The sequence below is a fragment of the Pseudomonas sp. SG20052 genome, assembly GCF_031766055.1.
In the GTDB taxonomy this organism is placed as follows: domain Bacteria; phylum Pseudomonadota; class Gammaproteobacteria; order Pseudomonadales; family Pseudomonadaceae; genus Aquipseudomonas; species Aquipseudomonas mandelii.
On the sequence record NZ_CP134498.1, the window covers coordinates 4,085,935 to 4,111,449 of the forward strand.

Annotated in this window: 28 protein-coding genes; 15 read left to right on the forward strand and 13 right to left on the reverse strand. The window is 58.9% G+C overall.

The window, feature by feature from the left end; all coding sequences use genetic code 11:
• Window positions 1–557: 557 nt before the first annotated feature.
• Window positions 558–875: a DUF6966 domain-containing protein gene (locus RHP74_RS18695; RefSeq protein WP_172790723.1), complete on the forward strand. Its 318-nt coding sequence runs from the start codon at window positions 558–560 to the stop codon at window positions 873–875.
• Between the two features lie 1,031 nt (window positions 876–1,906).
• Here RHP74_RS18695 and RHP74_RS18700 read toward each other — a convergent pair.
• Window positions 1,907–2,371, reverse strand: coding sequence for a GNAT family N-acetyltransferase (locus RHP74_RS18700; RefSeq protein ID WP_311096040.1), 465 nt, complete (start codon window positions 2,369–2,371; stop codon window positions 1,907–1,909).
• 453 nt (window positions 2,372–2,824) lie between these two features.
• Between RHP74_RS18700 and RHP74_RS18705 the strand changes: the two genes are divergently transcribed.
• Both RHP74_RS18705 and RHP74_RS18710 read left to right on the forward strand, forming a co-directional pair.
• Window positions 2,825–3,175, forward strand: a complete 351-nt coding sequence (locus tag RHP74_RS18705) for a DUF6152 family protein (protein ID WP_077749504.1) — start codon at window positions 2,825–2,827, stop codon at window positions 3,173–3,175.
• Window positions 3,175–3,687 (forward strand): DUF6644 family protein, encoded by a 513-nt coding sequence (locus tag RHP74_RS18710; protein WP_311096042.1) that lies wholly within the window; start codon window positions 3,175–3,177, stop codon window positions 3,685–3,687. Before RHP74_RS18705 ends, RHP74_RS18710 begins: the two co-directional genes overlap by 1 nt.
• A 154-nt stretch (window positions 3,688–3,841) precedes the next feature.
• Here RHP74_RS18710 and RHP74_RS18715 read toward each other — a convergent pair whose 3' ends face one another.
• From RHP74_RS18715 to RHP74_RS18735, 5 genes are all read right to left on the reverse strand, one after another.
• Window positions 3,842–4,318 (reverse strand): NUDIX hydrolase, encoded by a 477-nt coding sequence (locus RHP74_RS18715; protein WP_083376438.1) that lies wholly within the window; start codon window positions 4,316–4,318, stop codon window positions 3,842–3,844.
• Between the two features lie 115 nt (window positions 4,319–4,433).
• Window positions 4,434–4,982, reverse strand: coding sequence for a cupin domain-containing protein (locus RHP74_RS18720; protein WP_007946335.1), 549 nt, complete (start codon window positions 4,980–4,982; stop codon window positions 4,434–4,436).
• A 418-nt stretch (window positions 4,983–5,400) separates the two neighbouring features.
• Window positions 5,401–6,684, reverse strand: coding sequence for an FAD-binding oxidoreductase (locus tag RHP74_RS18725; protein WP_010455430.1), 1,284 nt, complete (start codon window positions 6,682–6,684; stop codon window positions 5,401–5,403).
• Window positions 6,685–6,736: 52 nt separating this feature from the next.
• Window positions 6,737–8,227 (reverse strand): aldehyde dehydrogenase, encoded by a 1,491-nt coding sequence (locus tag RHP74_RS18730; protein WP_311096043.1) that lies wholly within the window; start codon window positions 8,225–8,227, stop codon window positions 6,737–6,739.
• Window positions 8,228–8,450: 223 nt separating this feature from the next.
• Entirely contained in the window at window positions 8,451–9,827 is a 1,377-nt protein-coding gene (locus RHP74_RS18735; protein ID WP_010455434.1) for a glutamine synthetase family protein, read from the reverse strand.
• 280 nt (window positions 9,828–10,107) lie between these two features.
• Between RHP74_RS18735 and RHP74_RS18740 the strand changes: the two genes are divergently transcribed.
• From RHP74_RS18740 to RHP74_RS18760, 5 genes are all read left to right on the forward strand, one after another.
• Window positions 10,108–10,869: a gamma-glutamyl-gamma-aminobutyrate hydrolase family protein gene (locus RHP74_RS18740; protein ID WP_077749123.1), complete on the forward strand. Its 762-nt coding sequence runs from the start codon at window positions 10,108–10,110 to the stop codon at window positions 10,867–10,869.
• A gap of 349 nt (window positions 10,870–11,218) precedes the next feature.
• Window positions 11,219–12,361, forward strand: a complete 1,143-nt coding sequence (gene potA, locus RHP74_RS18745) for a polyamine ABC transporter ATP-binding protein (RefSeq protein WP_311096044.1) — start codon at window positions 11,219–11,221, stop codon at window positions 12,359–12,361.
• A gap of 29 nt (window positions 12,362–12,390) precedes the next feature.
• Window positions 12,391–13,272 (forward strand): ABC transporter permease subunit, encoded by an 882-nt coding sequence (locus RHP74_RS18750; protein ID WP_167362304.1) that lies wholly within the window; start codon window positions 12,391–12,393, stop codon window positions 13,270–13,272.
• Window positions 13,269–14,153: an ABC transporter permease subunit gene (locus RHP74_RS18755; protein WP_010455442.1), complete on the forward strand. Its 885-nt coding sequence runs from the start codon at window positions 13,269–13,271 to the stop codon at window positions 14,151–14,153. The genes RHP74_RS18750 and RHP74_RS18755 overlap by 4 nt, the downstream gene beginning before the upstream one ends.
• A gap of 207 nt (window positions 14,154–14,360) precedes the next feature.
• The gene (locus RHP74_RS18760; protein ID WP_311096045.1) at window positions 14,361–15,458 is read left to right on the forward strand and encodes a polyamine ABC transporter substrate-binding protein; all 1,098 of its coding nucleotides are present in this window, start codon (window positions 14,361–14,363) and stop codon (window positions 15,456–15,458) included.
• A 152-nt stretch (window positions 15,459–15,610) separates the two neighbouring features.
• Here RHP74_RS18760 and thpR read toward each other — a convergent pair whose 3' ends face one another.
• Window positions 15,611–16,150, reverse strand: coding sequence for an RNA 2',3'-cyclic phosphodiesterase (thpR, locus tag RHP74_RS18765; RefSeq protein WP_200666477.1), 540 nt, complete (start codon window positions 16,148–16,150; stop codon window positions 15,611–15,613).
• Window positions 16,151–16,210: 60 nt separating this feature from the next.
• Here thpR and RHP74_RS18770 point away from each other — a divergent pair, with 60 nt between their 5' ends.
• A complete protein-coding gene (locus RHP74_RS18770; protein WP_010455448.1) occupies window positions 16,211–16,405 on the forward strand; it encodes a hypothetical protein in 195 nt (64 codons plus the stop codon).
• Between the two features lie 14 nt (window positions 16,406–16,419).
• On the opposite strand, the gene RHP74_RS18775 is transcribed toward RHP74_RS18770, so the two are convergent.
• A complete protein-coding gene (locus RHP74_RS18775) occupies window positions 16,420–16,773 on the reverse strand; it encodes a DUF1428 domain-containing protein (protein ID WP_010455450.1) in 354 nt (117 codons plus the stop codon).
• A gap of 16 nt (window positions 16,774–16,789) precedes the next feature.
• Window positions 16,790–17,857 (reverse strand): hypothetical protein, encoded by a 1,068-nt coding sequence (locus RHP74_RS18780; RefSeq protein WP_311096046.1) that lies wholly within the window; start codon window positions 17,855–17,857, stop codon window positions 16,790–16,792.
• 422 nt (window positions 17,858–18,279) lie between these two features.
• Between RHP74_RS18780 and RHP74_RS18785 the strand changes: the two genes are divergently transcribed.
• A complete protein-coding gene (locus tag RHP74_RS18785) occupies window positions 18,280–18,549 on the forward strand; it encodes a hypothetical protein (protein WP_010455456.1) in 270 nt (89 codons plus the stop codon).
• A gap of 2 nt (window positions 18,550–18,551) precedes the next feature.
• On the opposite strand, the gene RHP74_RS18790 is transcribed toward RHP74_RS18785, so the two are convergent.
• The 3 genes from RHP74_RS18790 to RHP74_RS18800 all read right to left on the reverse strand — a co-directional run bounded on the left by RHP74_RS18790 (window position 18,552) and on the right by RHP74_RS18800 (window position 21,460).
• Window positions 18,552–19,184: a DUF5074 domain-containing protein gene (locus tag RHP74_RS18790; protein ID WP_010455457.1), complete on the reverse strand. Its 633-nt coding sequence runs from the start codon at window positions 19,182–19,184 to the stop codon at window positions 18,552–18,554.
• Window positions 19,185–19,219: 35 nt separating this feature from the next.
• The gene (locus RHP74_RS18795; RefSeq protein ID WP_311096047.1) at window positions 19,220–20,440 is read right to left on the reverse strand and encodes a helix-turn-helix domain-containing protein; all 1,221 of its coding nucleotides are present in this window, start codon (window positions 20,438–20,440) and stop codon (window positions 19,220–19,222) included.
• Window positions 20,441–20,629: 189 nt separating this feature from the next.
• A complete protein-coding gene (locus RHP74_RS18800) occupies window positions 20,630–21,460 on the reverse strand; it encodes an AraC family transcriptional regulator (protein ID WP_077749113.1) in 831 nt (276 codons plus the stop codon).
• A gap of 136 nt (window positions 21,461–21,596) precedes the next feature.
• Here RHP74_RS18800 and RHP74_RS18805 point away from each other — a divergent pair, with 136 nt between their 5' ends.
• From RHP74_RS18805 to RHP74_RS18815, 3 genes are all read left to right on the forward strand, one after another.
• Complete coding sequence (locus RHP74_RS18805; protein WP_311096048.1) at window positions 21,597–22,115, forward strand: carboxymuconolactone decarboxylase family protein; 519 nt, start codon at window positions 21,597–21,599, stop codon at window positions 22,113–22,115.
• A gap of 30 nt (window positions 22,116–22,145) precedes the next feature.
• Window positions 22,146–22,397 (forward strand): glutaredoxin 3, encoded by a 252-nt coding sequence (gene grxC, locus RHP74_RS18810; protein ID WP_010455465.1) that lies wholly within the window; start codon window positions 22,146–22,148, stop codon window positions 22,395–22,397.
• A gap of 146 nt (window positions 22,398–22,543) precedes the next feature.
• Entirely contained in the window at window positions 22,544–22,975 is a 432-nt protein-coding gene (locus RHP74_RS18815; protein ID WP_010455466.1) for a nuclear transport factor 2 family protein, read from the forward strand.
• 72 nt (window positions 22,976–23,047) lie between these two features.
• Here the strand turns inward: RHP74_RS18815 and RHP74_RS18820 are convergent, their stop codons facing one another.
• Entirely contained in the window at window positions 23,048–24,253 is a 1,206-nt protein-coding gene (locus tag RHP74_RS18820) for an NAD(P)/FAD-dependent oxidoreductase (RefSeq protein WP_083376426.1), read from the reverse strand.
• Window positions 24,254–24,510: 257 nt separating this feature from the next.
• On the opposite strand from RHP74_RS18820, the gene RHP74_RS18825 reads away from it, so the two are divergent.
• Both RHP74_RS18825 and RHP74_RS18830 read left to right on the forward strand, forming a co-directional pair.
• Complete coding sequence (locus RHP74_RS18825) at window positions 24,511–25,080, forward strand: Rrf2 family transcriptional regulator (protein WP_102595026.1); 570 nt, start codon at window positions 24,511–24,513, stop codon at window positions 25,078–25,080.
• Window positions 25,081–25,113: 33 nt separating this feature from the next.
• Window positions 25,114–25,515 (forward strand): hypothetical protein, encoded by a 402-nt coding sequence (locus tag RHP74_RS18830; protein WP_010455472.1) that lies wholly within the window; start codon window positions 25,114–25,116, stop codon window positions 25,513–25,515.

The window sequence follows — 25,515 nt, forward strand, 5'->3', positions numbered from 1 at the left end:
ATGACTGCCGTGAATGGCCGCAATGAGTAGCACTCGGCCCTCTTTTAAAGGCACCGATCGGCCAGAAGCAGTCACTCGAACGAGGTTTTTACCTGATCGGTAGGAGGCATTAAAGACAGCTATGACACTTTCCAAAGGCGACTTCATAAAACTAACCCACGTCGATTCTACGAAGGCTGTGTATGTTGATTGGATAAATGCTCGTGATGCGGCGCCTGGGGATATCGCAGTCGTCAAAGAAACTTTTAGTACGGAGTCCGGACTCATCATCCGTCTACTGTGCGAGCCCCGGTCGGGCTTTCAAGAATGGTGCACCACATTTTATGAAGCCGATTTGACCTACGAACTGTTGCTCGTAAAACCAATTCACGATGACTAAGCTTGAAAGTCCGCTTCGGGTTATGGATTCCTGCCTCTCGCGAAAGGCAGGATTCGGCCAAAAGCGGCCCGTGGACACCCTAATGGCGAAACAGTAGCTTATGTAGCTAGCGGGCGAGAAATACTCAACAGCGGATCATCCCGCCCATGCCGTGTTTCACTTTGGACGATGTCGAGAAATGGGACCGAAAACTGAAGAGCTGATCTGCATTCTTGATCAGCTTGCAATCGTGCTTGAAAGCGATGGAGACACCCACTGGTGCTTTTGGATGCGTAAGGCAAGGGCACTATTGCTGGATTCTGATTACTATGGGATTGAGTATCTACTGTCAGCCTATGGCGGAATGGGCTCATTAAATGATCTCATTCTTGGTCAAAGCTATGTCGATGGCGTCCTTTCTTGGAATCCAGGTCATGTCGAGCTAAACGAAAAATTCATTGAATTGCGCAACAACGCTGAACAGCTCGCCAACGCAATAAAACGGTCTCAAACTTGATCAGGCACCTAAACAACGCCCCCGCAGCCACGTTTCTGTATTCCCTTCGCGCCAAACCTTAGACGGCAATAGATGAACCCAACTCTCGACACGGCAGCTAATGGACATCTGACACTCAGTTTCAACGAGTTGTCAGACGCTTGTTGGCTATTGCTAGCTGAAAACCTGATCAAACTCCGAGGGTTCAAACGATTGGGTTCACCTGTCATAAGCATTGATGAAAAAATTCACCAGAATTTCCAATGTGCTGAGTTCAGCCTCGCAGCCGGCTGGGACAATTGGTCTGGGCATTATTTGCTATCAAACTCAGTGGTGGGCGATGTTTTTCTGCAAAAGCTATTCGATCAGCTCCTGACAGGCGACTCAAGTCATTCGCTCCGCTTACTGGGAATGCGTGCCTGGGCGTTCGGGAACGTCTGCAATGGGTCGTTCTCTGCCGGTCATGGCCACACAGCGGGAGGGTCAAATCCGATGCAAATGATTGGTCAGGTCGAATGCAAATGGGTGGGCAAGTCAGTTCGATTACCCAGCTTGAGGCGGGCTTGAAAGAAAGCAATAAAAAGCCCGGTTGCAGGGCCGGGCTTGTCTAGCTGCGTGGGTTGACCAGCAACTAACCCCCACCCGAGTTTCCTCCGCTACTGCTACCACTCCCCTGCCCCTGTTCACCTGTCTTTTGATCCGGCAGGCGTCGGGCCGTTATCGGTTGTCCCGCCGTCGGCCCCTTTAGGAAGTGAACCTGCGTCGGGGTCTGCGTTGGTGCTTTTAGGTGCAGGGTCGCGGCTTTGACTCGTGCCATCAAGTAGAGGTGGTCCCGGGTGTTGAGTCAGCTGCAATCGCATACAGCGAACTGCCAGACATCATGACTGCGAGCGTCAGCACCGCCATTTGTGATTAATCATGTTGGTTCTTCCTGAGCGTGGGTAACACGACATTGGAAGGATTAGCCGCGAGAACGTGCCGGGCAGTGTACGAGCGGTTGACGTCTGTGCAGAAGTCGCGGCGGCAACCCTGCCCGCCTTCTCCGACCAAGGCTAAAGCCTCTTCACCATTGGCACACACGCCAACTGAAGCCCTGAAGGTGAATGGTAAATAGAAGGTTCGTCACCTACAAAACCGCAGCGCCGGTAAAAATCAGTCGCGTTCAACGTAGCGTCCAGATTGACCGCCTTCAGGCCCAACTCCCGCGCCAGGCATTCCAGATGGCTGAGCATCTTCAAGCCGATGCCTTGTTGCATGAAACCCGGCAGCACAAAGATCGCGCCGATTTCGCTGTTGTCCAGATCAAGCATCCCTGTCGCCACCGGTTCACCTTGAATGCAGCCCAGGTAAAAGTGCTTCTCCATTAAGTCGCTGTAACCGTCCTTGGCCGCGCCTGCCGTCCAGGCAAGCATCTGTTCTGCGGTATAAGCGCCGATGCATTGGTGCCGTATCGCTTGAAGGCGGATGTCGAATGCCATTTGGGCATCGCTAGGTTTGGCGCGTCTGATTTCGAACATTTCTTTCTCCGTTAACCATCGGTGCACGGAGAACTAAAAAGCCCCGTCCATTTCTGGCGGGGCTTTGGGTAACTACGTCAAATCCTGCGAACGCGTGACCTCACGGCCCGCCAGCGGCGGTCATGGAGGAGCACATCATATTCATGCGGGGAATGTAGGTCATGGGGCAATAGTGTTTTGGATGATCGGGCTTGTCAATTTTGAGGGGGAAAATAAATGCGTCCCCTTTTACCTCGTGATAAAGGTGACAGGTCCTTTGTTTAAATAGATCTGTCACCTTTTCCATATAGAAACCACCCTCCGTGGCGAGGGAGCTTGCTCCCGCTGGACGGCGAAGCTGTCCCGGCCTCCCCTCGTCACGAATCTGTACTATTTTTAAGACTCTCTGGATTGACCTGTTCCCGATCAGAACAGGTCGACGGTCATCAATGATCCGTAACAGGAGATTGCATCATGAAGCGCTTGCTTGGGGCTCTTGGATTCTCAACGTTACTGGTGGCATCGACGGTGTTCGCTCATCACGGCTGGAGTGAGTATGACTCGAGCAAACCCTTGCAGTTGAACGGAACGATCGAGGAGTCCGGTTATTCCCACCCGCACGGGTTCATTCGCCTGAAGACCGACGACAAGACCTGGAGTGTCGTGCTTGCGCCGCCATCGCGCATGGAAAACCGGGGGCTTTCCAGGGAAATGCTGAGTGTCGGAAAACGGGCTACGGTGGTGGGCTATCAGAATCGCAACAACCCCGATGAACTGCGCGCAGAACGCATCACGGTCGACAACAAAACCACTGAGTTACGTTGATGCAGACAACTGGCACCCGCGGTGGATCGAGTCTGGACGGCTGGCTGGACGATGTGGGTGACTCGCCACTCGGTTTGGCCATGCGAAGCGAGTTATGGCTGTATCCGATCGTCGAGGTGGTTCACATCATTGGCTTCGTGGTGCTTGTCGGCTCGGTCGTCATGTTCGATCTGCGGGTTCTCGGGCTGTCGAGAGATCTTCCGGTGACGGCACTGGCCCGCCACCTGCTGAGGTGGGGAGTCGCGGCCCTGCTGTTGATCGTCCCGGCGGGGCTGATGATGTTTTCAGCCCATCCGCACGACTTCGCATCTAACAGCGTTTTTATTCTGAAGCTGTGCTTGATCGGTATTGCGGGCCTCAACGCGGCTCTTTTTCATGTGGGCGTCTTTCGGTCAGTAGCCCGGTGGAACACCGACACCGCGGCGCCAGGAATAGCAAAAATCCAGGCGATATTTTCGATTATGTTATGGATCAGCGTGGTGCTCTGCGGACGATTGCTGGCTTACACCTGACTGGGGAGACATGAAAAAAAGTACCAGATCTATGCATCAAATAGATCCGATTTCCGCGTGTACTGGATTGGTCATCGCGATGCTGACCAACGCTTCGGCAGTCAATGTCATTTTCGCTCCTTGAAAGGTGATCGCATCCTTGGCGATCAATACGTTAAACAGCGCTATTGCTAATGACCGAGCATCCGTCCGGCAGCACAACCTTCTTCAGCAACTCGTATAGCCCAGCAGGCACCAACGGCGTTTCGCCAGTAATACTGTCGAGCGCCAGCCACTTCGCTACAAAGGCAGCGCCATCGCTTTCTTGAGCATCCAAGTGGAGCAGTTCATAGACGCTGGCATCCACGAATTTCGCATCGTAGACCTGCACGATTTCGTGCCCGGGCGTGCCGGCATAGGTGAAGATGTTTTCGAGTGTGCCCAACAGGCGAACATCGGTAATGGATAAGCCAAGTTCTTCATCGACTTCACGTAGTACGGCTTGGGCGCTGGTTTCGCCGAACTCGATTCCGCCACCGATTGGGCGCAAGAAGGGCTTTCCAGTAACGGGGTCGAGTGCTTCGTTGACCAGTATCCTGCCATCGTGATGGAAGATGCAGAGTGCGAGGGCTCGGATGCGGGGCGTGGTCATGAGGTGAAGTCCATTTGCTTTGATCAAACCCTGTAGCAGGTGCGTCCATTGGGCATGGCTGTTGGCCGCGGACGCAGCCTTCGGCAGCTGCTAAAGGATGGCGTCCGTTTTGATATCAGAAGTTGGCCGGGGTGTTAGCGCTGATGATTTCCGCTTCATCCTGGCCAATATTGCGGAACTTGTGAGGCAACGTCGTCGGGAAGTAATAGCCGTCGCCAGCGTTGAGCACGCTGATCTGACCATCAACCGTCAACTCAACCGTCCCCCGCGTAACCAGCCCGCACTCCTCGCCTTCCGAATGCACAATCGGCTCTTCCCCCGAACTCGCGCCAGGCGCGTATTGCTCGCGCAACAGGCGCATCTGCCGGCTCGGCACCGAAGCGCCAATCAACAGCAGCCGCAGCCCATGACGCCCAAGATCCGGCTGTTCATTGGCGCGAAACACGTATTGATGCTCACGCGGCGGTTGGTCGAAGGTGAAGAAATCCGCCAAGGACATGGGAATGCCTTCGAGCAGTTTTTTCAGGGAGCTGACGGAGGGACTGACGCGATTCTGTTCGATCAGGGAGATGGTGGCATTGGTGACGCCGCTACGCCGGGCCAGCTCGCGCTGGGACAGTTTGTAGCTTTCGCGTACTAATTTGAGTCGTGAGCCCGTGTCCATGACAGCCTTATGCGAGAAATACTTAAGGGTTATGGGGGTGGATGGCGGGCGACTTTTGGCCGCGAAAGTACCGCTTCCCTGTCCCGGAAATGTGAAAGGCGGGTATTAAATCACGTTTGGTGGTGTTGCTCAGCAGGTTCGATAACTGGTTAGTGAAAAAGCTGAGGGTGCTCATGTCAGACCGTTTGGCGATGTGGGTTCTGGGGGTGTCAGGTGGCGGTGATGGTGGCTGATCTGGCGCCATCGCGAGCAGGCTCACTCCTACAGTTTGGGCCGGGGCGTACACACATTCTGTGCACGCCATAGATCTCCTGTAGGAGTGAGCCTGCTCGCGATGGCGGTGTGTCTGGCGACGTCGATGTTGACTGTGCCGCCGTCTTCGCCAGCAAGCTTGGCTCCTACAGGGATTGCGTTGGGCTTAGATCCCGAACCGATCACGCAGCGCGTAATACGCGGCGCCCATGGCAGTGAGTGGCGCCTGGAAGGTGCGGCCGCCGAGCATCGGCATGTGCGGGAGCGAGGCGAACGCGTCGAAGCGTTCGGCGTCGCCGCGGATCATTTCCGAGATCAGTTTGCCGGCCAGGTGCGAGCAGGTGACGCCGTGGCCGCTGTAGCCTTGCATGTAGTAGGCGTTTTTCTCGATGCGGCCGAATTGCGGCATGCGGGACATGGTCAGCAGGAAGTTGCCGGTCCAGCGGTAGTCGATCTTCACGTCCTTCAGCTGTGGGAAGGTCTTGAGGATTTTCGGCTTGATCAGTTGCTCGATGTCGTCCGGTTCGCGGGCACCGTAGACCACGCCGCCACCGTACAGCAGGCGGTTGTCGGCGGTGAGGCGGTAGTAGTCGAGCAAGTAATTGCAGTCTTCGACGCAGTAGTTGTTTTTGATCAGGCTGCGCGCCACCTTTTCCGACAACGGTTCAGTGACGACGATTTGCGAACCGCACGGCATGCTTTTGCGCGTGACGCGGTTGTCGAGGTCTTGCGGCAGGTAGGCGTTACCGGCGATCAGCAGGTACTTGGCGCGCACGACGCCTTTGGCGGTGCGCACGGTGATCGGTTCGCCGTAGGTGATTTCCACCGCTGCCGATTGCTCGTAGATTTTGCCGCCCAGGCCGATGATGGCCGAGGCTTCGCCGAGGGCCAGGTTCAGCGGGTGGATGTGGCCGCCCTGCATGTCGAGCAAGCCGCCGACGTAGTTGTCGCAACCGACTTCGCGCTTGATGTCCGTCGCGTCGAGCATGGTCAGGTTTTTGTTGCCGTAACGTTCCCAGCTGCTTTTCTGCTCGGCCAGGCCTTTGAGCTGCTTTTTGTTCAGCGCAGCGAAGATGCCGCCCGGCTTGTAGTCGCACTGGATGTCGTAGTGCTGTATGCGCTGACGAATGATGTCGGCGCCTTCGAAGATCATGCTGCCGAGGACTTCGGCGGTTTTGTCGCCGTAGCGTTCTTCGATGACATCGACGTCGCGGCTGTAGGAGTTGACCAGTTGGCCGCCATTGCGACCGCTGGCGCCGAAACCGACTTTGGCGGCTTCGAGCACGGTCACGCTGTAGCCCGCTTCGCAGAGGAACAGGGCCGAGGACAGACCGGTGTAGCCGGCGCCAATGATGCAGACGTCGCAGTCCACAGCTTGTTCCAGGACGGGGAAGTCGCCGGTGAAGTTGCGGGTTGCGGCGTAGTAGCTATTTACATGAGTCTGTTTCATAGGTTTCTCCGATGGTCGCCGACACAAGCCGGCGGCCGCCGTTGTAGAAGTATTAGAGCTTGATCCAGGTCGCTTTGAGTTCGGTGTATTTGTCGAACGCGTGCAGCGATTTGTCCCGACCGTTACCCGACTGCTTGTACCCGCCGAACGGCGCGGTCATGTCGCCGCCGTCGTACTGGTTGACCCAGACACTGCCGGCGCGCAAGCCACGGGCGAAGGTGTGGGCCTTGCTGAGGTTGCTGGTCCACACGCCGGCGGCCAGGCCGAAGATGCTGTCGTTGGCGATGGCCAGCGCTTCTTCCGCGGTGTCGAAGGTGATCAGCGACAGCACCGGGCCGAAGATTTCTTCCCGGGCGATGGTCATGGCGTTGGTCACGCCGTCGAAAATCGCCGGCTCCACGTACAGGCCACCGGTGGCTTCGAGGGTGCGACTGCCGCCCGCGATCAGTTGCGCGCCCTGGTCTTTGCCGACCTGGATGTAGCGCAACACGTTGTCCAGTTGACGCTGATCGACAACCGCACCGACGGTGGTTTCCGGATCGAGTGCGTGCCCCGGTTTCCAGGCTTGCAGCGCTTCCACCAGCAGCGGAATGAACTGCTCGCGAATCGAACGTTCCACCAGCAAGCGCGAGCCGGCGGTGCAGACTTCGCCCTGGTTGAAGGCAATGGCACCGGCCGCCGCTTGTGCTGCCGCGCGCAAATCCGGCGCGTCGGCGAACACCACGTTCGGGCTCTTCCCCCCTGCTTCGAGCCAGACGCGTTTCATGTTGCTTTGCCCGGAATAGATCAGCAGTTGCTTGGCAATCGCGGTCGAGCCGGTGAAGGCCAGCACGTCGACGTCCATGTGCAACGCCAGCGCCTTGCCGACGGTATGACCGTAACCCGGCAGGACGTTGAACACGCCTTTGGGGATGCCAGCGTCCAGTGCCAACTGGGCGATGCGGATGGCGGTCAGTGGCGACTTTTCCGAAGGCTTGAGGATGAACGAGTTGCCGGCCGCGAGCGCCGGGGCGAACTTCCAGCTGGCCATGATCAACGGGAAGTTCCACGGCACGATGGCGGCGACCACGCCCGCTGGCTCGCGGGTGATGAGGCCCAGTTGATCATGCGGCGTGGCGGCGACTTCGTCGTAGATTTTGTCGATGGCTTCGGCGCTCCAGCGGATCGCGTTGGCGGTCGCCGGGATGTCGATGTTCATGGAATCGTTGATCGGCTTGCCCATGTCGAGGGTTTCGAGCAGGGCGAGTTCTTCCTGGTTGGCCAGGATCAGATCGGCGAAGCGGATCAGGATGCGCTTGCGCTCGGCCGGGGCAAGGTTGGCCCAGATACCGGATTCGAAGGTACGGCGCGCGACGGCCACGGCTTCGTTGGCATCGGCTTCGTCGGTGCTGGCGACGTTGGTGAGGAAGCGACCGTCTACCGGGCTCATGCATTCAAAGGTGTCGCCGCTGAGTGCCGGGCGGTATTGGCCGTCGATGAATGCGCGGCCTTCGATAGTGAGGGACTGGAAGCTTTGTTCCCAGTCGCTGCGAGTGTTTGTCATGGTTGTGACTCGACGCAGAGGAATAAGAAGTCGATGGAAGGTGGTGTATCAGGCGAATTGCATCGCTGACTGCGCGGCCGTCTTCGCGGGCAAGCCTCGCTCCTACAGGTATTGCAGCGTGCACGGCTTCTGCGCCAGGCACTTCTCCCTGTAGGAGCGAGGCTTGCCCGCGAAGAGGCCCTCACATTCAATATCGAAAGTAATTGCCCCACCGCTCAACCCATCAAACGGTATGCAGATACCAGTTGTACTCAAGATCGGAGATGGAGTTCTCGAACTCGGCCAGCTCGCTTTCCTTGCACGCCACGAACACGTCGATGTACAGCGGGTCGATGTAACGGGCCATGACTTCGCTGTCGTCCAGCTCGCGCAATGCATCGCGAAGGTTGTTCGGCAGGCTCTGCTCGTTTTGCTCGTAGCTGTTGCCTTCCACCGGGGCGCCCGGCTCGATCTGGTTGGTCAGGCCGTGGTGAATACCGGCCAGCACCGACGCCATCAACAGATACGGGTTGGCATCGGCACCCGCCACGCGGTGTTCGATGCGCACCGAATCGGCGGAACCGGTCGGCACACGCACGGCAACGGTACGGTTGTCGATACCCCAGCTCGGCGAGTTCGGTACGTAGAACTGCGCGCCGAAACGGCGGTATGAGTTGACGTTCGGGCACAGGAAGGCCATCTGCGCCGGCAGGGTCTCGAGCACACCGCCGATCGCGTGTCGCAGCGCGGCGTTCTGCTCGGGATCCTCGCTGGCAAAGATGTTGTTGCCTTCTTTGTCGAGAATCGAAATGTGCACGTGCAAACCGTTGCCCGCCTGGCCCGGATACGGCTTGGCCATAAACGTGGTGTCCATCTCGTGGTCGTAGGCGATGTTCTTCACCAGACGCTTGAGCAACACCGCGTAGTCGCAGGCCTTTATAGGGTCGTTGACGTGATGCAGGTTCACTTCGAACTGCGCCGGGGCGCTTTCCTTGACGATGGCGTCGGCAGGAATGCCCTGCTCTTTCGCGCCTTCAAGGATGTCTTGCAGGCAGTCGACGTATTCATCCAGGTCGTCGATCAAATACACCTGGGTCGACACCGGACGCTTGCCCGAGACCGGCGAACGTGGCGATTGCGGGCGACCGTTCACGTTGTCCTGGTCGATCAGGTAGAACTCAAGCTCGAACGCCGCGCAGATGGTCAGGCCCATGTCGTCGAACTTGCGCACCACATTGGCCAGCACTTCACGCGGGTCAGCGAAGAACGCCTCGCCTTCCAGTTCGTGCATGGTCATCAGCAACTGCGCGGTTGGACGCTTCTGCCACGGCTCGATGCTCAGAGTGCCAGGGATGGGATAGCAGATTCGATCCGAGTCGCCGATGTCCAGACCCAGGCCGGTGCTTTCCACCGTAGAACCATTGATGTCCAGAGCAAACAGAGACGCCGGCAGGTTAATGCCTTTTTCGTAAACCTTATGAAGACTGGTGCGTTCGATGCGCTTGCCGCGCACCACACCGTTCATATCCGCAATCAGAAGGTCGACGTACAAAACCTCAGGATATTTCTTAAGGAATGCGTTTGCTTCGTTGAGTTGAACGGTACGCAGAGGGACCGACATGATGCACCTATTAGCTGTTAATTATTATGTTCACTACCTTGTTGCGAGCCCAGTCAACCCGAACGGCAAAGTGAAGTCAATAGCGAACACTTGGCCTCTCCACCTTTATTTTCGGGCCTTTTTGGGGGGCGAGAGTGCCATAACGGTCTTGAGCACCGCGTAAACCCTGAGGATCGGACGATCGGCGTTTAGAATTTTTTACATGAGAGTTGTTAATTAAAATCAACAAGGCTAAGCTCCGGAAAAGCTCGTTCAAGTGTGAAACTTCGAGGTGATAAAAATGGCATTCAAGCCATTGATCGGCGTTACAGCGTGCGTCAAACAGATTGGCCTGCACCCCTACCACATCAGCGGCGACAAGTACTTGCGTGCTGTCAGCGTTGCGGCTTTGGGGCTGCCCGTCGTTATTCCTTCCCTAGGCGAATTGACCGATATCGACGATCTGCTCGCGCAGCTCGACGGTCTGCTGCTGACCGGCTCGCCCTCGAATGTGGAACCCTTCCACTATCAAGGCCCGGACAGTGCCCCCGGCACGGATCACGATCCGGCGCGGGACGCCACCACCCTTCCTTTATTGCGTGCAGCCATTGCGGCGGGCGTGCCGGTGCTCGGCATCTGCCGCGGCTTTCAGGAAATGAACGTGGCGTTCGGCGGCAGCCTGCACCAGAAGGTGCATGAACTGCCCGGCATGCTCGATCACCGGGAAGCGGACAGTCCCGAGCTGGCGGTGCAATACGCCCCGGCGCATACCGTGACGGTGCAACCGGGTGGCGTGTTCGAAGCGATGGAGTTGCCCGCCGAGTTCAGGGTCAATTCGATTCACAGTCAGGGTATTGATCGATTGGCGCCAGGCCTGCGCGCCGAAGCGGTTGCGCCGGACGGTTTGATCGAAGCCATTTCGGTGGAACACAGCCAGGCGTTTGCCGTCGGTGTGCAATGGCACCCGGAATGGCAGGTCCTGTCGAACCCGCCCTACTTGAGCATTTTCCAGGCGTTCGGTGATGCGTGCCGGCGACGGGCCGCGTTGCGTAAAACCCGCTGACTTAAAACAACCCTTTACTGCCCCCGCGAGTCAGGCGGGCGTGTCTTTGCGCGTCCGTGACTTGCGACAACAACACACTGCGATAACAACAAGTACTACCAGGCAGCCAGGACGGCGGCGCCGAACAAGCCCGAGCGACAGGGACCAGGCGAGCGCAACCTCTTGTAGGAGCGAGGCTTGCCCGCGAAGGCGGTGTATCAGGTATCGATGATGTCGACTGACACTCCGCCTTCGCGGGCAAGCCTCGCTCCTACAGGGTTCGTGCTCCGACTGAACCTGTCCGGGCTAGCAATCCACTCTTAAGTCAGGCCGCGTTGGCCCGACGACTGAAACCTGTTGGGAGTTTCACATGGCAAACGCCTCCAGCATCTACAGGAAGGCTCTTGAGGGTCACCAGGCACCGAAAAAGGTGCTGGTGAAAGTCGACCGCGTCACCAAGAAATTCGACGAAACCACCGCGGTGGATGATGTCTCGCTTGAGATCCATCAAGGCGAAATCTTCGCCCTGCTCGGTGGTTCCGGCTCCGGCAAATCGACCCTGCTGCGCATGCTCGCAGGCTTCGAGCGCCCGACCGAGGGACGGATTCTGCTCGACGGTGTCGACATCACCGACATGCCGCCGTATGAGCGGCCGATCAACATGATGTTCCAGTCATACGCCTTGTTCCCGCACATGACAGTGGCGCAGAACATTGCCTTCGGCCTCAAGCAGGACCGTTTGCCCGCCAGCGAAATCGACGCCCGCGTTGAAGAGATGCTGCGCCTGGTGCACATGACCCAGTACGCCAAACGCAAACCCCATCAATTGTCCGGCGGTCAGCGTCAGCGCGTGGCCCTCGCCCGCTCCCTGGCCAAGCGTCCGAAGCTGTTGCTGCTCGACGAACCGATGGGCGCCCTGGACAAGAAGCTGCGTTCGCAGATGCAACTGGAGCTGGTGGAAATCATCGAACGGGTCGGCGTGACCTGCGTGATGGTGACTCATGACCAGGAAGAGGCCATGACCATGGCTGAGCGCATCGCGATCATGCACCTGGGCTGGATCGCGCAGATCGGCAGTCCGGTCGACATTTATGAAGCACCGGTCAGCCGCATGGTCTGCGAGTTCATCGGCAACGTGAACGCCTTCGAAGGCACGGTGGTGGAAGACCTTGAAGGTCACGCGATCATTCACAGCCCGGACCTGGAACAGAAGATTTACGTTGGTCACGGCGTCAGCACCTCGGTGCAGGACAAGTCGATCACCTACGCGATCCGCCCGGAAAAAATGTTGGTCAGTACCCTCAAGCCGGACACTCGCTACAACTGGTCCCAAGGCAAGGTGCATGACATCGCCTACCTCGGCGGTCACTCGGTGTTTTACGTGGAATTGCCTGGCGGCAAAGTCGTGCAATCGTTCATGGCCAACGCCGAACGCCGTGGCGCGCGACCGACCTGGGACGACAAAGTCTACGTGTGGTGGGAAGACGACAGCGGCGTGGTACTGCGCTCATGAAAACACTCAATCAGCGGTTCATGCGGCTGATGCCGAGTGGTCGAAAGCTCGTCATCGGGATTCCTTTCCTGTGGCTGTGCCTGTTTTTCCTGTTGCCGTTCTTCCTGGTGATGAAGATCAGCTTCTCGGAAGCGGCCCTGGCCATTCCTCCTTACTCCGAGATCTACACCTTCGCGGAGCAGAAATTCCAGCTGCTGCTGAACCTCGGTAACTACTCGCTGCTGACTCAGGATGAGCTGTACATCTCGGCCTACTTCGGCTCGTTGAAGGTCGCGTTTTTAAGCACATTGATGTGCCTGGTGATCGGTTTTCCGATGGCCTACGCGATCACCAAGGCCAACAAGGAAACGCAAAACGTTTTGCTGCTGCTGATCATGATGCCGACCTGGACCGCGATCCTGATCCGCGTGTATGCGTGGATGGGCATCCTCAGCAACAACGGTTTGCTCAACGGTTTTTTGATGTGGACCGGGCTGACCGATCACCCGATCGAGATCCTCAACACCAACACGGCCGTGTATATCGGTGTGGTTTACGCCTACTTGCCGTTCATGGTGCTGCCGCTGTACGCCAACCTGGTCAAGCACGATCAAAGCTTGCTGGAAGCGGCGTCGGATCTGGGTTCGAGCAACTTCAACAACTTCTGGAAAATCACCGTGCCGCTGGCCAAGAACGGGATCATTGCCGGTTGCATGCTGGTGTTCATTCCGGTGGTCGGTGAGTTCGTGATTCCGGAGCTGCTGGGCGGCCCTGAGACGCTGATGATCGGTCGCGTGCTGTGGCAAGAGTTCTTCAATAACCGCGACTGGCCGGTGGCGTCTGCCCTGGCGGTGGTGATGCTGTTGATCCTGATTGTGCCGATTCTGCTGTTCAACCGCAGCCAGGCCAAAGAGATGGAGGCACGGGGATGAAACGCTTCGGATTTTCAAAGTTCATGCTGATTTTCGGCCTGTCGTTTATCTACTTGCCGATGTTGATTCTGGTGATCTACTCGTTCAACGCTTCCAAACTGGTGACGGTCTGGGGCGGCTGGTCGTTCAAGTGGTACGCCGGTCTGCTCGACAACACGCAACTGATGGGCTCGGTGGTGCGCTCGCTGGAAATCGCCTGCTACACGGCGATTGCGGCGGTGGCGTTGGGGACGTTGGCGGCATTCGTGCTGACTCGCGTGACGCGCTTCAAGGGTCGCACCTTGTTTGGCGGTCTGGTGACCGCGCCGCTGGTGATGCCGGAAGTCATCACCGGCCTGTCGCTGTTGCTGCTGTTCGTGGCGATGGCGCAGTTGATCGGCTGGCCGATGGAGCGTGGCATCGTCACCATCTGGATCGCCCACACCACGTTCTGTGCGGCGTACGTCGCGGTGGTGGTCTCGGCGCGTTTGCGTGAGTTGGATTTGTCCATCGAAGAAGCGGCGATGGACCTTGGGGCGAAGCCGTTCAAGGTGTTTTTCCTGATCACCATTCCGATGATCGCGCCGTCACTGGCGGCCGGCGGCATGATGTCGTTTGCCCTGTCGCTGGATGACTTGGTGTTGGCGAGTTTCGTCTCGGGGCCGGGTTCGACGACCTTGCCGATGGAAGTGTTCTCGGCGGTACGTCTGGGGGTGAAGCCTGAGATCAACGCCGTGGCCAGCCTGATTCTGTTGGCCGTTTCGATCGTGACCTTCATGGTCTGGTACTTCAGCCGCCGTGCCGAAGCCACCCGCAAACGTGCGATCCAGGAAGCGATGGACCAGACCGCGAGCGAATCGTGGCAGCAACCTGAAAAGCGAATGGTGGAAGCGACGGTTTAGGTTGTTGAGTTAACTGTGGCGAGGGAGCTTGCTCCCGCTTGAGTGCGCAGCACTCACACAATTGGCAGGGTTGCCAGAATTCTTGGGGCCGCTTCGCAGCCCAGCGGGAGCAAGCTCCCTCGCCACAGGTTGTGTATTGCCCCACAGGTTTTGTGTTTACCGCATTTTTGCTTTGTGTCACTGAATAAAAAGAATGGAGTTGTACCGATGAAAATGTTTGGCAGGACTCTGCTGACACTGTCCTTAGTGGGCGCGATTGCCACCGTTGCCCAGGCCAATGACAAGGTTCTGCGCGTCTACAATTGGTCGGATTACATCGCCCCGGACACCGTCAAGAAGTTCGAAGACGAGACCGGCATCCGCGTGACCTACGATGTGTTCGACAGCAATGAAACCCTTGAAGCACGTCTGCTCGCCGGCAAGTCCGGCTACGACATCGTGGTGCCGTCCAACAGTTTCCTGGCCAAGCAGATCAAGGCCGGGGTCTATCAGGAACTGGACAAGTCGAAGCTGTCGAACTGGAAAAACCTCAACCCGGTGCTGCTGAAAAACGCGTCCGCCAGTGACCCGGATAACGGCCACGCTTTCCCGTACATGTGGGGTTCGATCGGCATTGGCTTCAACCCGACCAAGGTCAAGGAAGTGCTCGGCGCCAATGCACCGACCAACTCCTGGGACTTGCTGTTCAAACCGCAAAACGCGGAAAAACTGAAAGCGTGTGGCATCAGCTTCCTCGACTCGCCTACCGAGATGCTCCCGGCGGCCCTGCACTACCTGGGTTATCCGGTGAACTCCCAGGACAAGGCTCAGATCGCCGAAGCCGAAGCGCTGTTCATGAAAATTCGGCCGTCAGTGGCGTATTTCCATTCGTCGAAATACATCTCCGACCTGGCCAACGGCAACATCTGCGTCGCGGTCGGTTACTCCGGGGACGTGCTGCAAGCCAAGGCGCGCGCCCAGGAAGCGGGCGACAAAGTGAAGATCGATTACAGCATTCCGAAAGAAGGGGCCGGCAGCTTCTACGACATGGTCGCGATCCCCAAGGACGCGGCGAACGTGGAGAACGCCTACCTGTTCATGAACTTCCTGATGCGCCCGGACATCATCGCCGAGATCACCAACAACATCGGCTACAGCAACGCCAATGCGGCGGCCACACCGTTGGTGGATGAGGCCATCCGGGATGATCCGGGGTCGTATCCGCCGCAAGCGGTCATGGCGACGCTGTATGCGATTCCGGATATGCCGATCGGCGTTCAGCGCGTGATGACTCGGGGCTGGACGCGGGTGAAACTCGGGAAATAGTCGCTCAATGATCGTTCCCACGCGTGGGAACGATCACTGTCAAAGTTTCCGTTCACGCAGCGCCTTACCACCGCTGCATCCTCTCTGACGAACGGCCTCACCTGGCTTCCTCGGTTAAGGTGAACTTAGGCGCCCTCCTCGGGCGCCTTTTTTTATGCAAGGGCCAGCGGCCATTCCGCCAGCGCCCGATACCGCCCCTTATGGGATTCAAACAAGACAAAGCGATCAGCCCGCAGGAAAAATTCGGGCGGCGTCGCGGACTCAGGCACAGGCATTCGATAATCACGCATCAACGTCAGGTGCGGCCGAAACGCCTTCGGCGTCTCTTCAACGCCAAACGGCAACATCGCCTGTTCCAGCGCATACACCAGACGCAACAACTCCGGCGGTGCCTGCTCCGGCGCCAGAACCAACACCCCTGCCCGGCGCCAGACCTCCATTCGATCCAGCGCCAACCTCAGCGGTATACCCGGTATGTGGACCTTCCCGGCCGCCGTACAGATCTCGCCAATCTGCGCCACGCCGACAGCCCCCAAAAACAACAATGTCAGGTGAAAGTTTTCCGCCGGCACCGGACGCCCGCTGCGCAGCTCAAGGGCGCTGCGCCATTGAGCAATGGCCTTGCGCTGCTCCGGCGGGCAATTGAGCGCGAAAAACAGCCGCTTGAACGGTTCACGGGATTCGTCAGTCATGCCTGGCAGCTCCTGACATGCACGTTATAGTTGAACCAACCGAATCAACGGGAGGGGGCCATGCGACAGATCATCAGCAAAGAGCCATGGTGGGCAATGCCACCGAAACCGGGGCAGGATGAGTCCGAGCTGGAATGGGGCTGGCTGGTTCACTATAGCGAAGGTGAGCCGCGCTTCGAATTCGTCAGGGAGCGGCCGACGGACAGCGAGATCCGCAACCGCAAAAGCTGCAGGATCACCCCGTCGCCGGAGTGATCCTTTCAACGGGATCAGGCCTTCACGATCATTTCAAAACCACCAAAGACCAGCCGCTGGCCATCGAAGGGCATCGGATTGACGTCCGGCTGCATCCGCGGATCGTTCATCATTTTGTCCATGCCCGCGTTACGGGTGGCCTTGTCCGGCCAGATGATCCAACTGAACACCACGGTTTCATCCTCCTTGAGTTTCACCGCCATGGGAAACGAGGTTACTTTGCCGTCCGGCACGTCGTCGCCCCAGCATTCAGCGACGCTGAGCGCGCCACATTCCTTGAAAATAACGGCGGCGGTTTCGGCGTGTTTCTTGAATTTTTCGCGGTTGGCGGTGGGCACGGCAGCGAGGAAGCCATCAACGTAGGACATGGTGTTTCTCCTTCGGTTATGGAACGGTCTGCTGGGTAGTCGATTCTGTCGGGCTCCAATCGACAGCGCCGCCGCCCGAACTGACCGACGGTATGTCAGCGCTCTCCGCCAGGTTGCCCTCGATCTGCGCCGCCATGTACAGCGTCCCTGCCATGACGCCGGAGGTCGGGTTCTGCACGAGTTTCATCCAGGCCTTGTCGAACGTATTGCCCAGGCTGGCGCGAATCAGCGCTTCGCTGTCCGGCCGGTCATTGGCCTGAATAATCGCCCGAATGCCGGCTACCCCCACCGAAATCAGGGCGCCGGCCAGTTTCCCGGCTGCTGCGGCCACCGCACTGGCCGCGCCTCGCGGGGCCATTTCGGCCTCCATCCGTTGACTGGCGCGCTTGGCCACCGGCGCCATGGCGGTGTCGGTCGAATCAACACCTTTGTCGCCCCCCGCCTTGTGGATCTTCTCGATCAACGCCGCGTAGGCCGGCAACGAATTCAGCGGTTGGGTGTGCACGACCTGATACAGCGACGCATCACGCGCGGGCGGTGGCCCGAGTGCTATCGCGGGGATTTTCTGGATGCGGCCGTTGAGCTGGGCCATCGGCACGCCGTGGCGCTGGGAGATTCGCTGCAGTTCCTCCTGAAGAATGTCCACGTAGAAGGCCGTCGCCAAGCCGAGAATCGCGTCGGGATCGATCTCTACCGCGACCGGCGCCAGCACGCGTTTCTGGTATTGCTCCAGCAGGTAGGCCGCCAGGCGCTTGGCCGAGGCATCCTGCTCACCCTTGGCACTGAGGCTGTACCAGCTGACCTTCACCGATAGCCATTCCTGGGTCCAGTAACTGCTGAACCAGGGAATGAAGTTCTCTTCGGTCAGTTGGTAGACCCGCGTGCGCCAGTAATCCATGGCGCCCCGGGCATAGATTTTGGTCTGCTCGGTCGCGGACTGCGACGCGGCGACAATCTCCTGGTCCACCTGCCGCCAGGTGCTTTGCGACACCACCACGACCGGCGCCACCACCGGGGCACGCACAGGCGTGGCGCATCCCGCCAACACCACCATCACGGGGACGATCAGCGAACGCAGGTTCAAGATCGCGGTTCCTACAGTGTTCCCCGGACGGTATGTCCGGTGTTCAAAGGACTGTTTATTTGAGTATAGGTGGCGGGGTTTGTTCGCTTGGAGCTGGTGGTGTTTTCCAGGGCCTCATCGCGAGCAGGCTCGCTCCCACAGTGGTCTGTGGTGAAACACAGGCTTGCGAACGACGCCAATCCCTGTGGGAGCGCGCCTGCTCGCGATGGGGCCCTGAAGATCACCATCAACGGCGTCGATACTCACCATCGCGACGATTGCCTTCCGCTAAAAAACCGCCAGGCGCAGGATCAACCCATCCCAAGGCAAAAGCCCACACCGGAGGGGAAAATCATGTTGATCCATCTGCTGACCTGCCTGGCCCTGACGGCCGTTACGCTGACTGTCTTTTCCTACATCGTCCTCGCCAAGGAGCGCAGATCATGATCCACGCCATTACCCTTTGCGTAAGCTTCCCGGTGTTCGGCAACAACTTCTATTCGCAGCCATTCGTCTCTCGCAAAGAGTTGTCACTGGTGTTCGACAAAAACTTCGAGGCATTGCTGATACCGGCAGCCGCGAACCACTTCAACAATGAAGTGGTCGGGCTCAACGATCAATTCCGGTTCCTCAATGACGTGTTGGTTGAACACCTGCTGGAGATCGAATTGGCCCAGAGCGCGCCTCGGTCTTCGCGTCAATTCACGTTTTAGGATCAGGCGGGCCGACGAACGGCCCTCACCTTGCCACTATTGCCTCCCCCGCAAAAAAATCGGTCCGCACCGTCGGACTCAAGCCCTGACACGCCGACACCGGTTGGTAGCGTGAGGCTTTCCAGCACCTCGCCGGTGTTCGGATCTACTCGCCGCAATTCACCTTCCTCACCTTCCCAAGTGCCGTGCCAGAGCGCGCCTTCCACCCAGGTCACCCCGGTGACGAAACGGTTGGACTCGATCGTGCGAAGAATCTTGCCGGTGTCGGGGTCGATTTGATGGATCTTGCGTTCGCGATACTGGCCCACCCAAAGCGTGCCTTCAGCCCAGGCGAGCCCTGAGTCACCCCCACCGCCGGGCGCCGGAATGGTGCCGAGTACACGACCATTCGAAGGATCGATCTTCTGAATGCGATCCTCGGCGATCTGGTACAGGTGCCGGCCGTCAAAGGCTGTTCCGGCATGCGCGGCGACATCGATGGAACGAGGCGTCTTACCGCTTACCGGGTCGAGGGCGTTGAGTTTTTCTCCGGAGGCGAACCAGACGTGCTCGCCGTCATAAGAAACGCCATGCACGGCGTCGACGCCCGGAAAGGGTCCGTATTCGTGGATGATCTCGGCAGATGATTGCTTCATGGTTGCATCCTCTTCGTTGGGTGGTGAGATGGATCCTAGTCACCCGGCACCCAAGCTGTGAGTAACAAAGTCGTCGCGAATCCAGGCAGCGGCGGCGTCATCCAGCGTCGGGCGCGCCCGCGACCAAACGATTGCACTTTGCCGGCGCTTGCCAGCGAATCGAGGGCCCGTTGCACCGTGCGTTGACTGGCCTTCAGCGCCAGGGCCAGCGCCGAACTCGACCACGATTCGCCGTCGGCCAGGAAGGCCAGCAGCGCCGCCTGGGGCTCTTCGACGGGCCACGCCAGTACGACAACGTCATCAGCACTCTCTGGTTGCAGCGCAAACCCGCGTTTCGTCGCACTGATACCGGCCAGGGGTTTCAGCGCTTTGCGAAGCCGACCGATTTCGACGCGCAGTCTGGCGCGATGAGATTCATCGGTGAGCTTCTGGCGAAAGGCCTGGGTGATCAGTGTTTCCCGCGCCACATCCTCGGGCCAGGCTTCGGCCAACGCCCGCACGAGGGTGAACAACACCGGTCGTTTGGCCAGGGACACCGACATCCCCGCGCCGCGCACGCCGTATCGGCACGCGTCGACGACCAGAGACGGTGAACTCAGCAATGCTTCCACCTCATCCAGCCTCAGGGGGCGTTCTTCACCCCGGGCAATCAGTCGCGCAGCGGGCGTGTCGAGGACTTGAGCGGCGTGTTCAACCTCGGCGGTGAGCGCGGGAATACCGGCGTCTGAGGCCGCACGTTCGGCCCTTTCGAGCGCAGACCGCGCCCTTCTTGTTTCGAGTCGCCGCACGGCGATCCCGGCCACCACTAATTCATGAACGACGCGCAATGCCGGCGGCAGCGGTGCGGGGTCGAGCTCGGCGAGCAAACGGTCGACCTCATCCAGACGCCCGATCAACAACAAACGTCGAACCTGCAAATACCGCGCATGGGCCGCATTCGCGCCATCGCCATGCGCCTGCAAAGTCACTCGCGCCGCTTCGAGCGCCTTCACCGGCCAGCCGAGATCCCGTGAAGCCAGGGCGATTTCGGCCTCGGCGACCACGCACCGCGCCCGGGCCACAGGCGCTTTCGGACCGAAGGCGCGTGCGGCGCTGCGCACCAACGCCTTGGCCCGGACCAGATCGCCCAATTGCGCCATGGCGATGCCGCGAAGCGCCAGCGCAGGAGCATCGTCGCGCAAGGCAACCCGGTTCAGCGCACCGAGGGGATCGCCCGCCGCGAGTGCGTGCGCTGCGGCGGTGATCAGTGAGTCCATTTAAATTGCGCCACAGGTGTCACTCCCACGGTTCGGTGCCCGTAGATGAGTCTATCTCACGCCCACCCAACCTCTGGGAGCGAGCCTGCTCGCGAAGAGGTCGGCACATCCAACATCGATGGCGACTGATCCAGCGCTTTCGCGAGCAGGCTCGCTCCTACAGGGAACGTGCTTGACCAACGGGGGTGGTCACCGCGGGCGTTTGGCGTCTTGCAACCACTCGCGCGGGCTGGCACCGGTTTTACGACGAAACGCCCGGGCCAGCGCCGAGGGGCTTTCGTAGCCGACTTCATCGGCGATCAGCGCGATGGACTTGCCCTCACGCAAGCGTTTCTGCGCCAGGCTGATCCGCCAGCTCACCAGATAGTCGACCGGCGTCTGCCCCACCACCGAGCGAAAGTAGTCGGCGAAACTGGCCCGGGACATATTGGCTGCCGCCGACAGTTCGGCCACGGTCCAGGCCTTGCCGGGCGCGTCGTGCATCAGGCTCAAGGGGCGCGCCAGGCGTGGGTCGGCGAGACCGGCCATCATCCCGGGCGTCTGGTCACGGCTGGTCAGGATGTGCCGCAACAACTGAATCACCAGCAGTTCGAACAGCCGATCCATCATCGCTTCGCGACCACAAATGCCGCCGAACGCCTCGCTGAACAGCCAGTCCAGCGTGCCAGCCAGGGTCGGGATGCTGTCGAGTTTGAGCACCAGGTATTCAGGCAACGCGGCCGCCAGAGCGTTGCCCGCCCCACCGTCGAACTCCAGAGAGGCGCACACCAATTGAGTGCCCGACGCTTCGCTGGCGAACAAGCGGTGACGATAAGGTCGCGGGAAAAAAATCAGCGTCGGTTCATTGAGCTGCAGGACTCGCTCATCAGCCAGTTTGAGCGTCAGTTCACCAGCCTGAAGCAAATGCAGGTGCCCGGTGGCCTGTTCGCCATCGAAGGACGTGACGCCGCAAAAATCGCCACTGTGGAAAGTGCCGGCACTGACACCGAAATGCGTGAGCAAGGTGGACAAGCGATCCATGGAACGACTCCCCGGGGAACAGATCTGGACGATCTGTCGCATATCCTCGACGATTTGCACCCTTAAAGCCAGCAATGATCCATAGCATGGACCCCGTACCCAGCGCATACCGCGCTTGAATCGACGGAGTCTCAACATGAGCCGCATCGCCCCCCTGAACCTTGAACACGCCACCGACACCACTCGCCCGCTGCTGGAAGGCGTGCAGAAAAAAATCGGCTTTTTGCCCAATGTCTTCAAGACGCTGGCAATCGCCCCCGCCGTCCTGTCGGCCTATCTGCAACAGTCGGTGGCCTTGGGCAAAACATCGCTGAGCGCCCCTGAAAAAGAAGCGATCTTCCTGGCCACTTCGCAGGTCAACGGTTGCGACTACTGCCTGGCGGCGCACACCGTGTTTGCCGGCAAGGCCGGGCTGTCCGCGCAAGACATCGTCAGTGCTCGACACGGCCAACTCAACGCATTTGCCACGCTGGCCCGGCAAATCACCGAAAGTCGCGGCCACCTGAGTAACGAGCAGATTGAAGCGGCGCGTGCAGCCGGCATCACCGATGCCAAGATCATCGAGGTGGTCGCCCACATTGCCTCGCAGACGCTGACCAACTACCTCAACAACCTGGCCCTGACCGACATCGACTTCCCTGCCATCGATGCTTGAGGCGGATGTCTGACCCGAGGAGTACACCCCATGAGCACTGTGACGCTTTACACCACCGACACCTGCCCTTATTGCCGCAATGCCAAGGCGCTGCTGGCCAGCAAAGGCATCGCCAGCCAGGAGATCAATGTTCAATCGGACCCCGGAAAATTCCAGGAAATGCTCACCCGCAGCGGTCGTCGCAGCGTGCCGCAGATATTCATCGGTGACACCCATGTCGGAGGCTTCGACGACCTGGCCAAACTGGACCGTCAAGGTGCCCTGCTATCGATGCTGGCCTGAAGCTGCAATCCAAACCCCCTCCCTTTAACCGGCAAGACTTCTATCAGCCCGTAGAAGTCTTGCCACGTCGTATTGCCACTATTCATTAAATTTCTGCTAGGTTGTACGATGACCGATGAGTCATCCATAACAACAAGGAACTACCCATGAAAAAAGTGAAAGTGCTGATTGGTTTTCTGTGCCTCTTCAGTGGCTACGTGGTGGCAGCCCCTGCTCCGGGCGAGAAGGATGTGGCACAGGCGGTGGACCATCTGACGCAAGCCATGCTCAACAAGAACATCCCCGAACTGAAAGCGCTCACCGCTGAAAACCTGACCTACGGCCACTCGAGCGGCAAGGTCCAGGACAAGAAAGACTTCATCGCCGATATCGAAACGGGCAAGAGCGCTTTCAAAACCCTGGAAATGCAGAACCAGACCATCACCGTCTCGGGTGATGTAGCGCTGGTTCGTCATCATTTTTCGGCACAGGCGATCAAGGGCACCGAGGTGGTCCCGACTGAAATCGAAAACTTCCAGATCTGGCAAAAGAAGTCCGGCAAATGGTTGCTGGTAGGCCGGCAAGCCTTCCGCATCTAAATAAAAAAATCCCGCCCAAGGTGACTTGAGCGGGATTTTTCATACAGGCAGCCTTATCGAGACAGCTGCTTATCAGGCCACAACCGGAATCATCGGGTCCGCAGCCGCCAGCGCAGTTGCGCGGTCAGCGGCCGGCGGATAGATCCACACCGTATTGATCTGGGTCTTCAGCGATTTGCCTTCCTCCTTGACCAGTTTCACCTGGCGATCCCAACCCTCGGTGTACACCGCGCCCCACGCGCCCAGATCCAGACAGGTAACGTACTTGGGCTGGCTGTACGCCTTCGGCGCCACGCCCAGGATTTGCGCAGCGACGTTGTTGCCGGCATGACGGCCCAGCGAGATCGCGTGCTGGCAGGTCATCATGGCGTAGTTGCCGATGTCATCCGCGGCGGCATAAGCCACATCACCGGTGGCAAAGATGTCGTCCTGACCGATGACTTTCAGGTGGGCGTCAACGTGCAGGCGACCGAGGTGGTCGCGTTCGGCCGGGATCTGCTCGGTCAGCGAGCTTGCCCGCACCCCGGTGGTCCAGACCACAGTCTTGGCGTCGATGCGTTGGCCATCGGCCAGGGTCACACCGTTTTCATCGACAGCAACGACCGACGACTTCAAGCGCCATTTCACGCCCAGCTCAGTGCTGGCTTCGGCGATCGACTGGCTGATTTCGCTGCCCATGGACGCCCCGACTTTTTCACCGCGATCGACAATGATCACTTCAATGTCAGCGTCCTCTCCGAGGATGGCCCGCAGACGCGCCGGCATTTCAGTCGCCGTTTCAATCCCGGTAAAGCCGCCACCGGCCACAACCACGGTGTTTCGAGCTGTGCTTTGCGGCAGGTTGGCCAGGGATTTCAGATGGTTTTCCAGGCGTATCGCCTGTTCAATCTGGTCCACGTCAAAGGCGTGTTGGGCCACGCCTGGAGTGTTGGGCAAGGCGAGACCGCTGCCGGTGGCCAGAACGAGTTTGTCGTAGCTGCACACCTGTTCGGCACCCGATGCATCGGTGTAGCCGACTTGTTTTTGCTGCACGTCGATGGATTGCGCTGCGCCCTTGATGAACTTCACACCGACGGCATCGAACAGGTCGCCAAGGGGTGCCGCCAGTTGATGAGCATTCGGCTCGTAGAAGCGTGGACGCACCCGCAGCTCGGCCTGAGGCGCCAGTACCGTGACGTCTACGTGGTTGTGATCATGGATGTCCAACAGGCGCGTGGCGCTCAATGCCGTCCACATGCCACCGAAACCTGCGCCGATGACCAGAATGTGCTGTTTCATTGTTTTAACTCCGAAGAAGACCAAAGACTGAACTCGTCGCCGAGCTGACAACGGCGACTATAGTGATCCGAGTTACAGGACGCAACAACCTTCTATCGATGGTTATCATCACACATTCAGATACCTCGACAATCCAGGCACAAGCTTCGATCCATATGCAGCACAGGACAGGCAGGCGATCAAGGGCATGCCGATGCTTCGTTGCACCCCTGACAATCGGCTGGTAACATTGGCGACTCTTTCAGTCGGAGATAACCATGTCTCTCTACAGCGCGGGCGTTGAGTACGGCATTCACTGCCTGCTTTTTCTGGTAGGCGATTACGGCGACAGCCGTGAGGCAAGCGTGCGCGACCTCGCTGAGCTGCAAGGCGTGCCGCTGGACTACCTGGCGAAAATTTTCACCAAACTGGCCAAGGCCAAACTGGTGGTCGCGACCGAGGGCGTGCGCGGCGGGTTCAAACTTGCTCGGCCGGCGGACGAAATCAGCGTGCTGGACATCGTTAACGCCATTGATGGCCAGAAGCTCATCTTCGATTGCCGTGATATCCGTGGGCGTTGCGCGTTGTTTGAAGGCTCCCCGCCGACGTGGGCAGTGGAAGGTCATTGCTCGGTTCACGCCGTCATGATGACCGCGCAGAAACGCATGGAAGACGCCCTCGCCCAGCAGACCATTCTCGACCTTGCCCGCAGGGTCGGACGTAAAGCCCCGGCCGAGTTCGGCGCCCAGGTGGACAACTGGATCAATGATCGTCGGGAAAGGAAAACGGTGACCGGCACTCAGCCCGACGGCGAACAGATCATCCCGGTGACCGATATTTCCGACTGACGATTCGTCTGGGGCGCTCTATGATTAAGGCCCATGACGACCTCTGCTCCGATCCGCTCACCCTGCCCGCCCGGCGCCTGCATCTGCGGGCGAGACCCGTTGCTGGAAACACCGGGCGCGGACGTGCGCATCCTGTTTCTGACCCGACAGGAAGAAAAGCGTCTGCTCGATCGTCTGGAAAACCTGGAAAGCCTGGCTGACCTCGAACGCTTGCAAAACCGCATGTACGCACAACTGGGCATCCGCGTGGACATCGTCCCCAGCTTCAATGAAGTGCGTACCATGCGCGGCATCGGCATCACCCTCGGCGAGTTGCCGGGCTTGTGCCGCAAGACCCGCCAGTCGATCCCCGCCGCGATTCGCCGCAGCCTGGAGAAACGCCCGGAGATCGCCTTCGAGATCCTCAACGCCAATGACCTGTTGCGCGACGCGTGA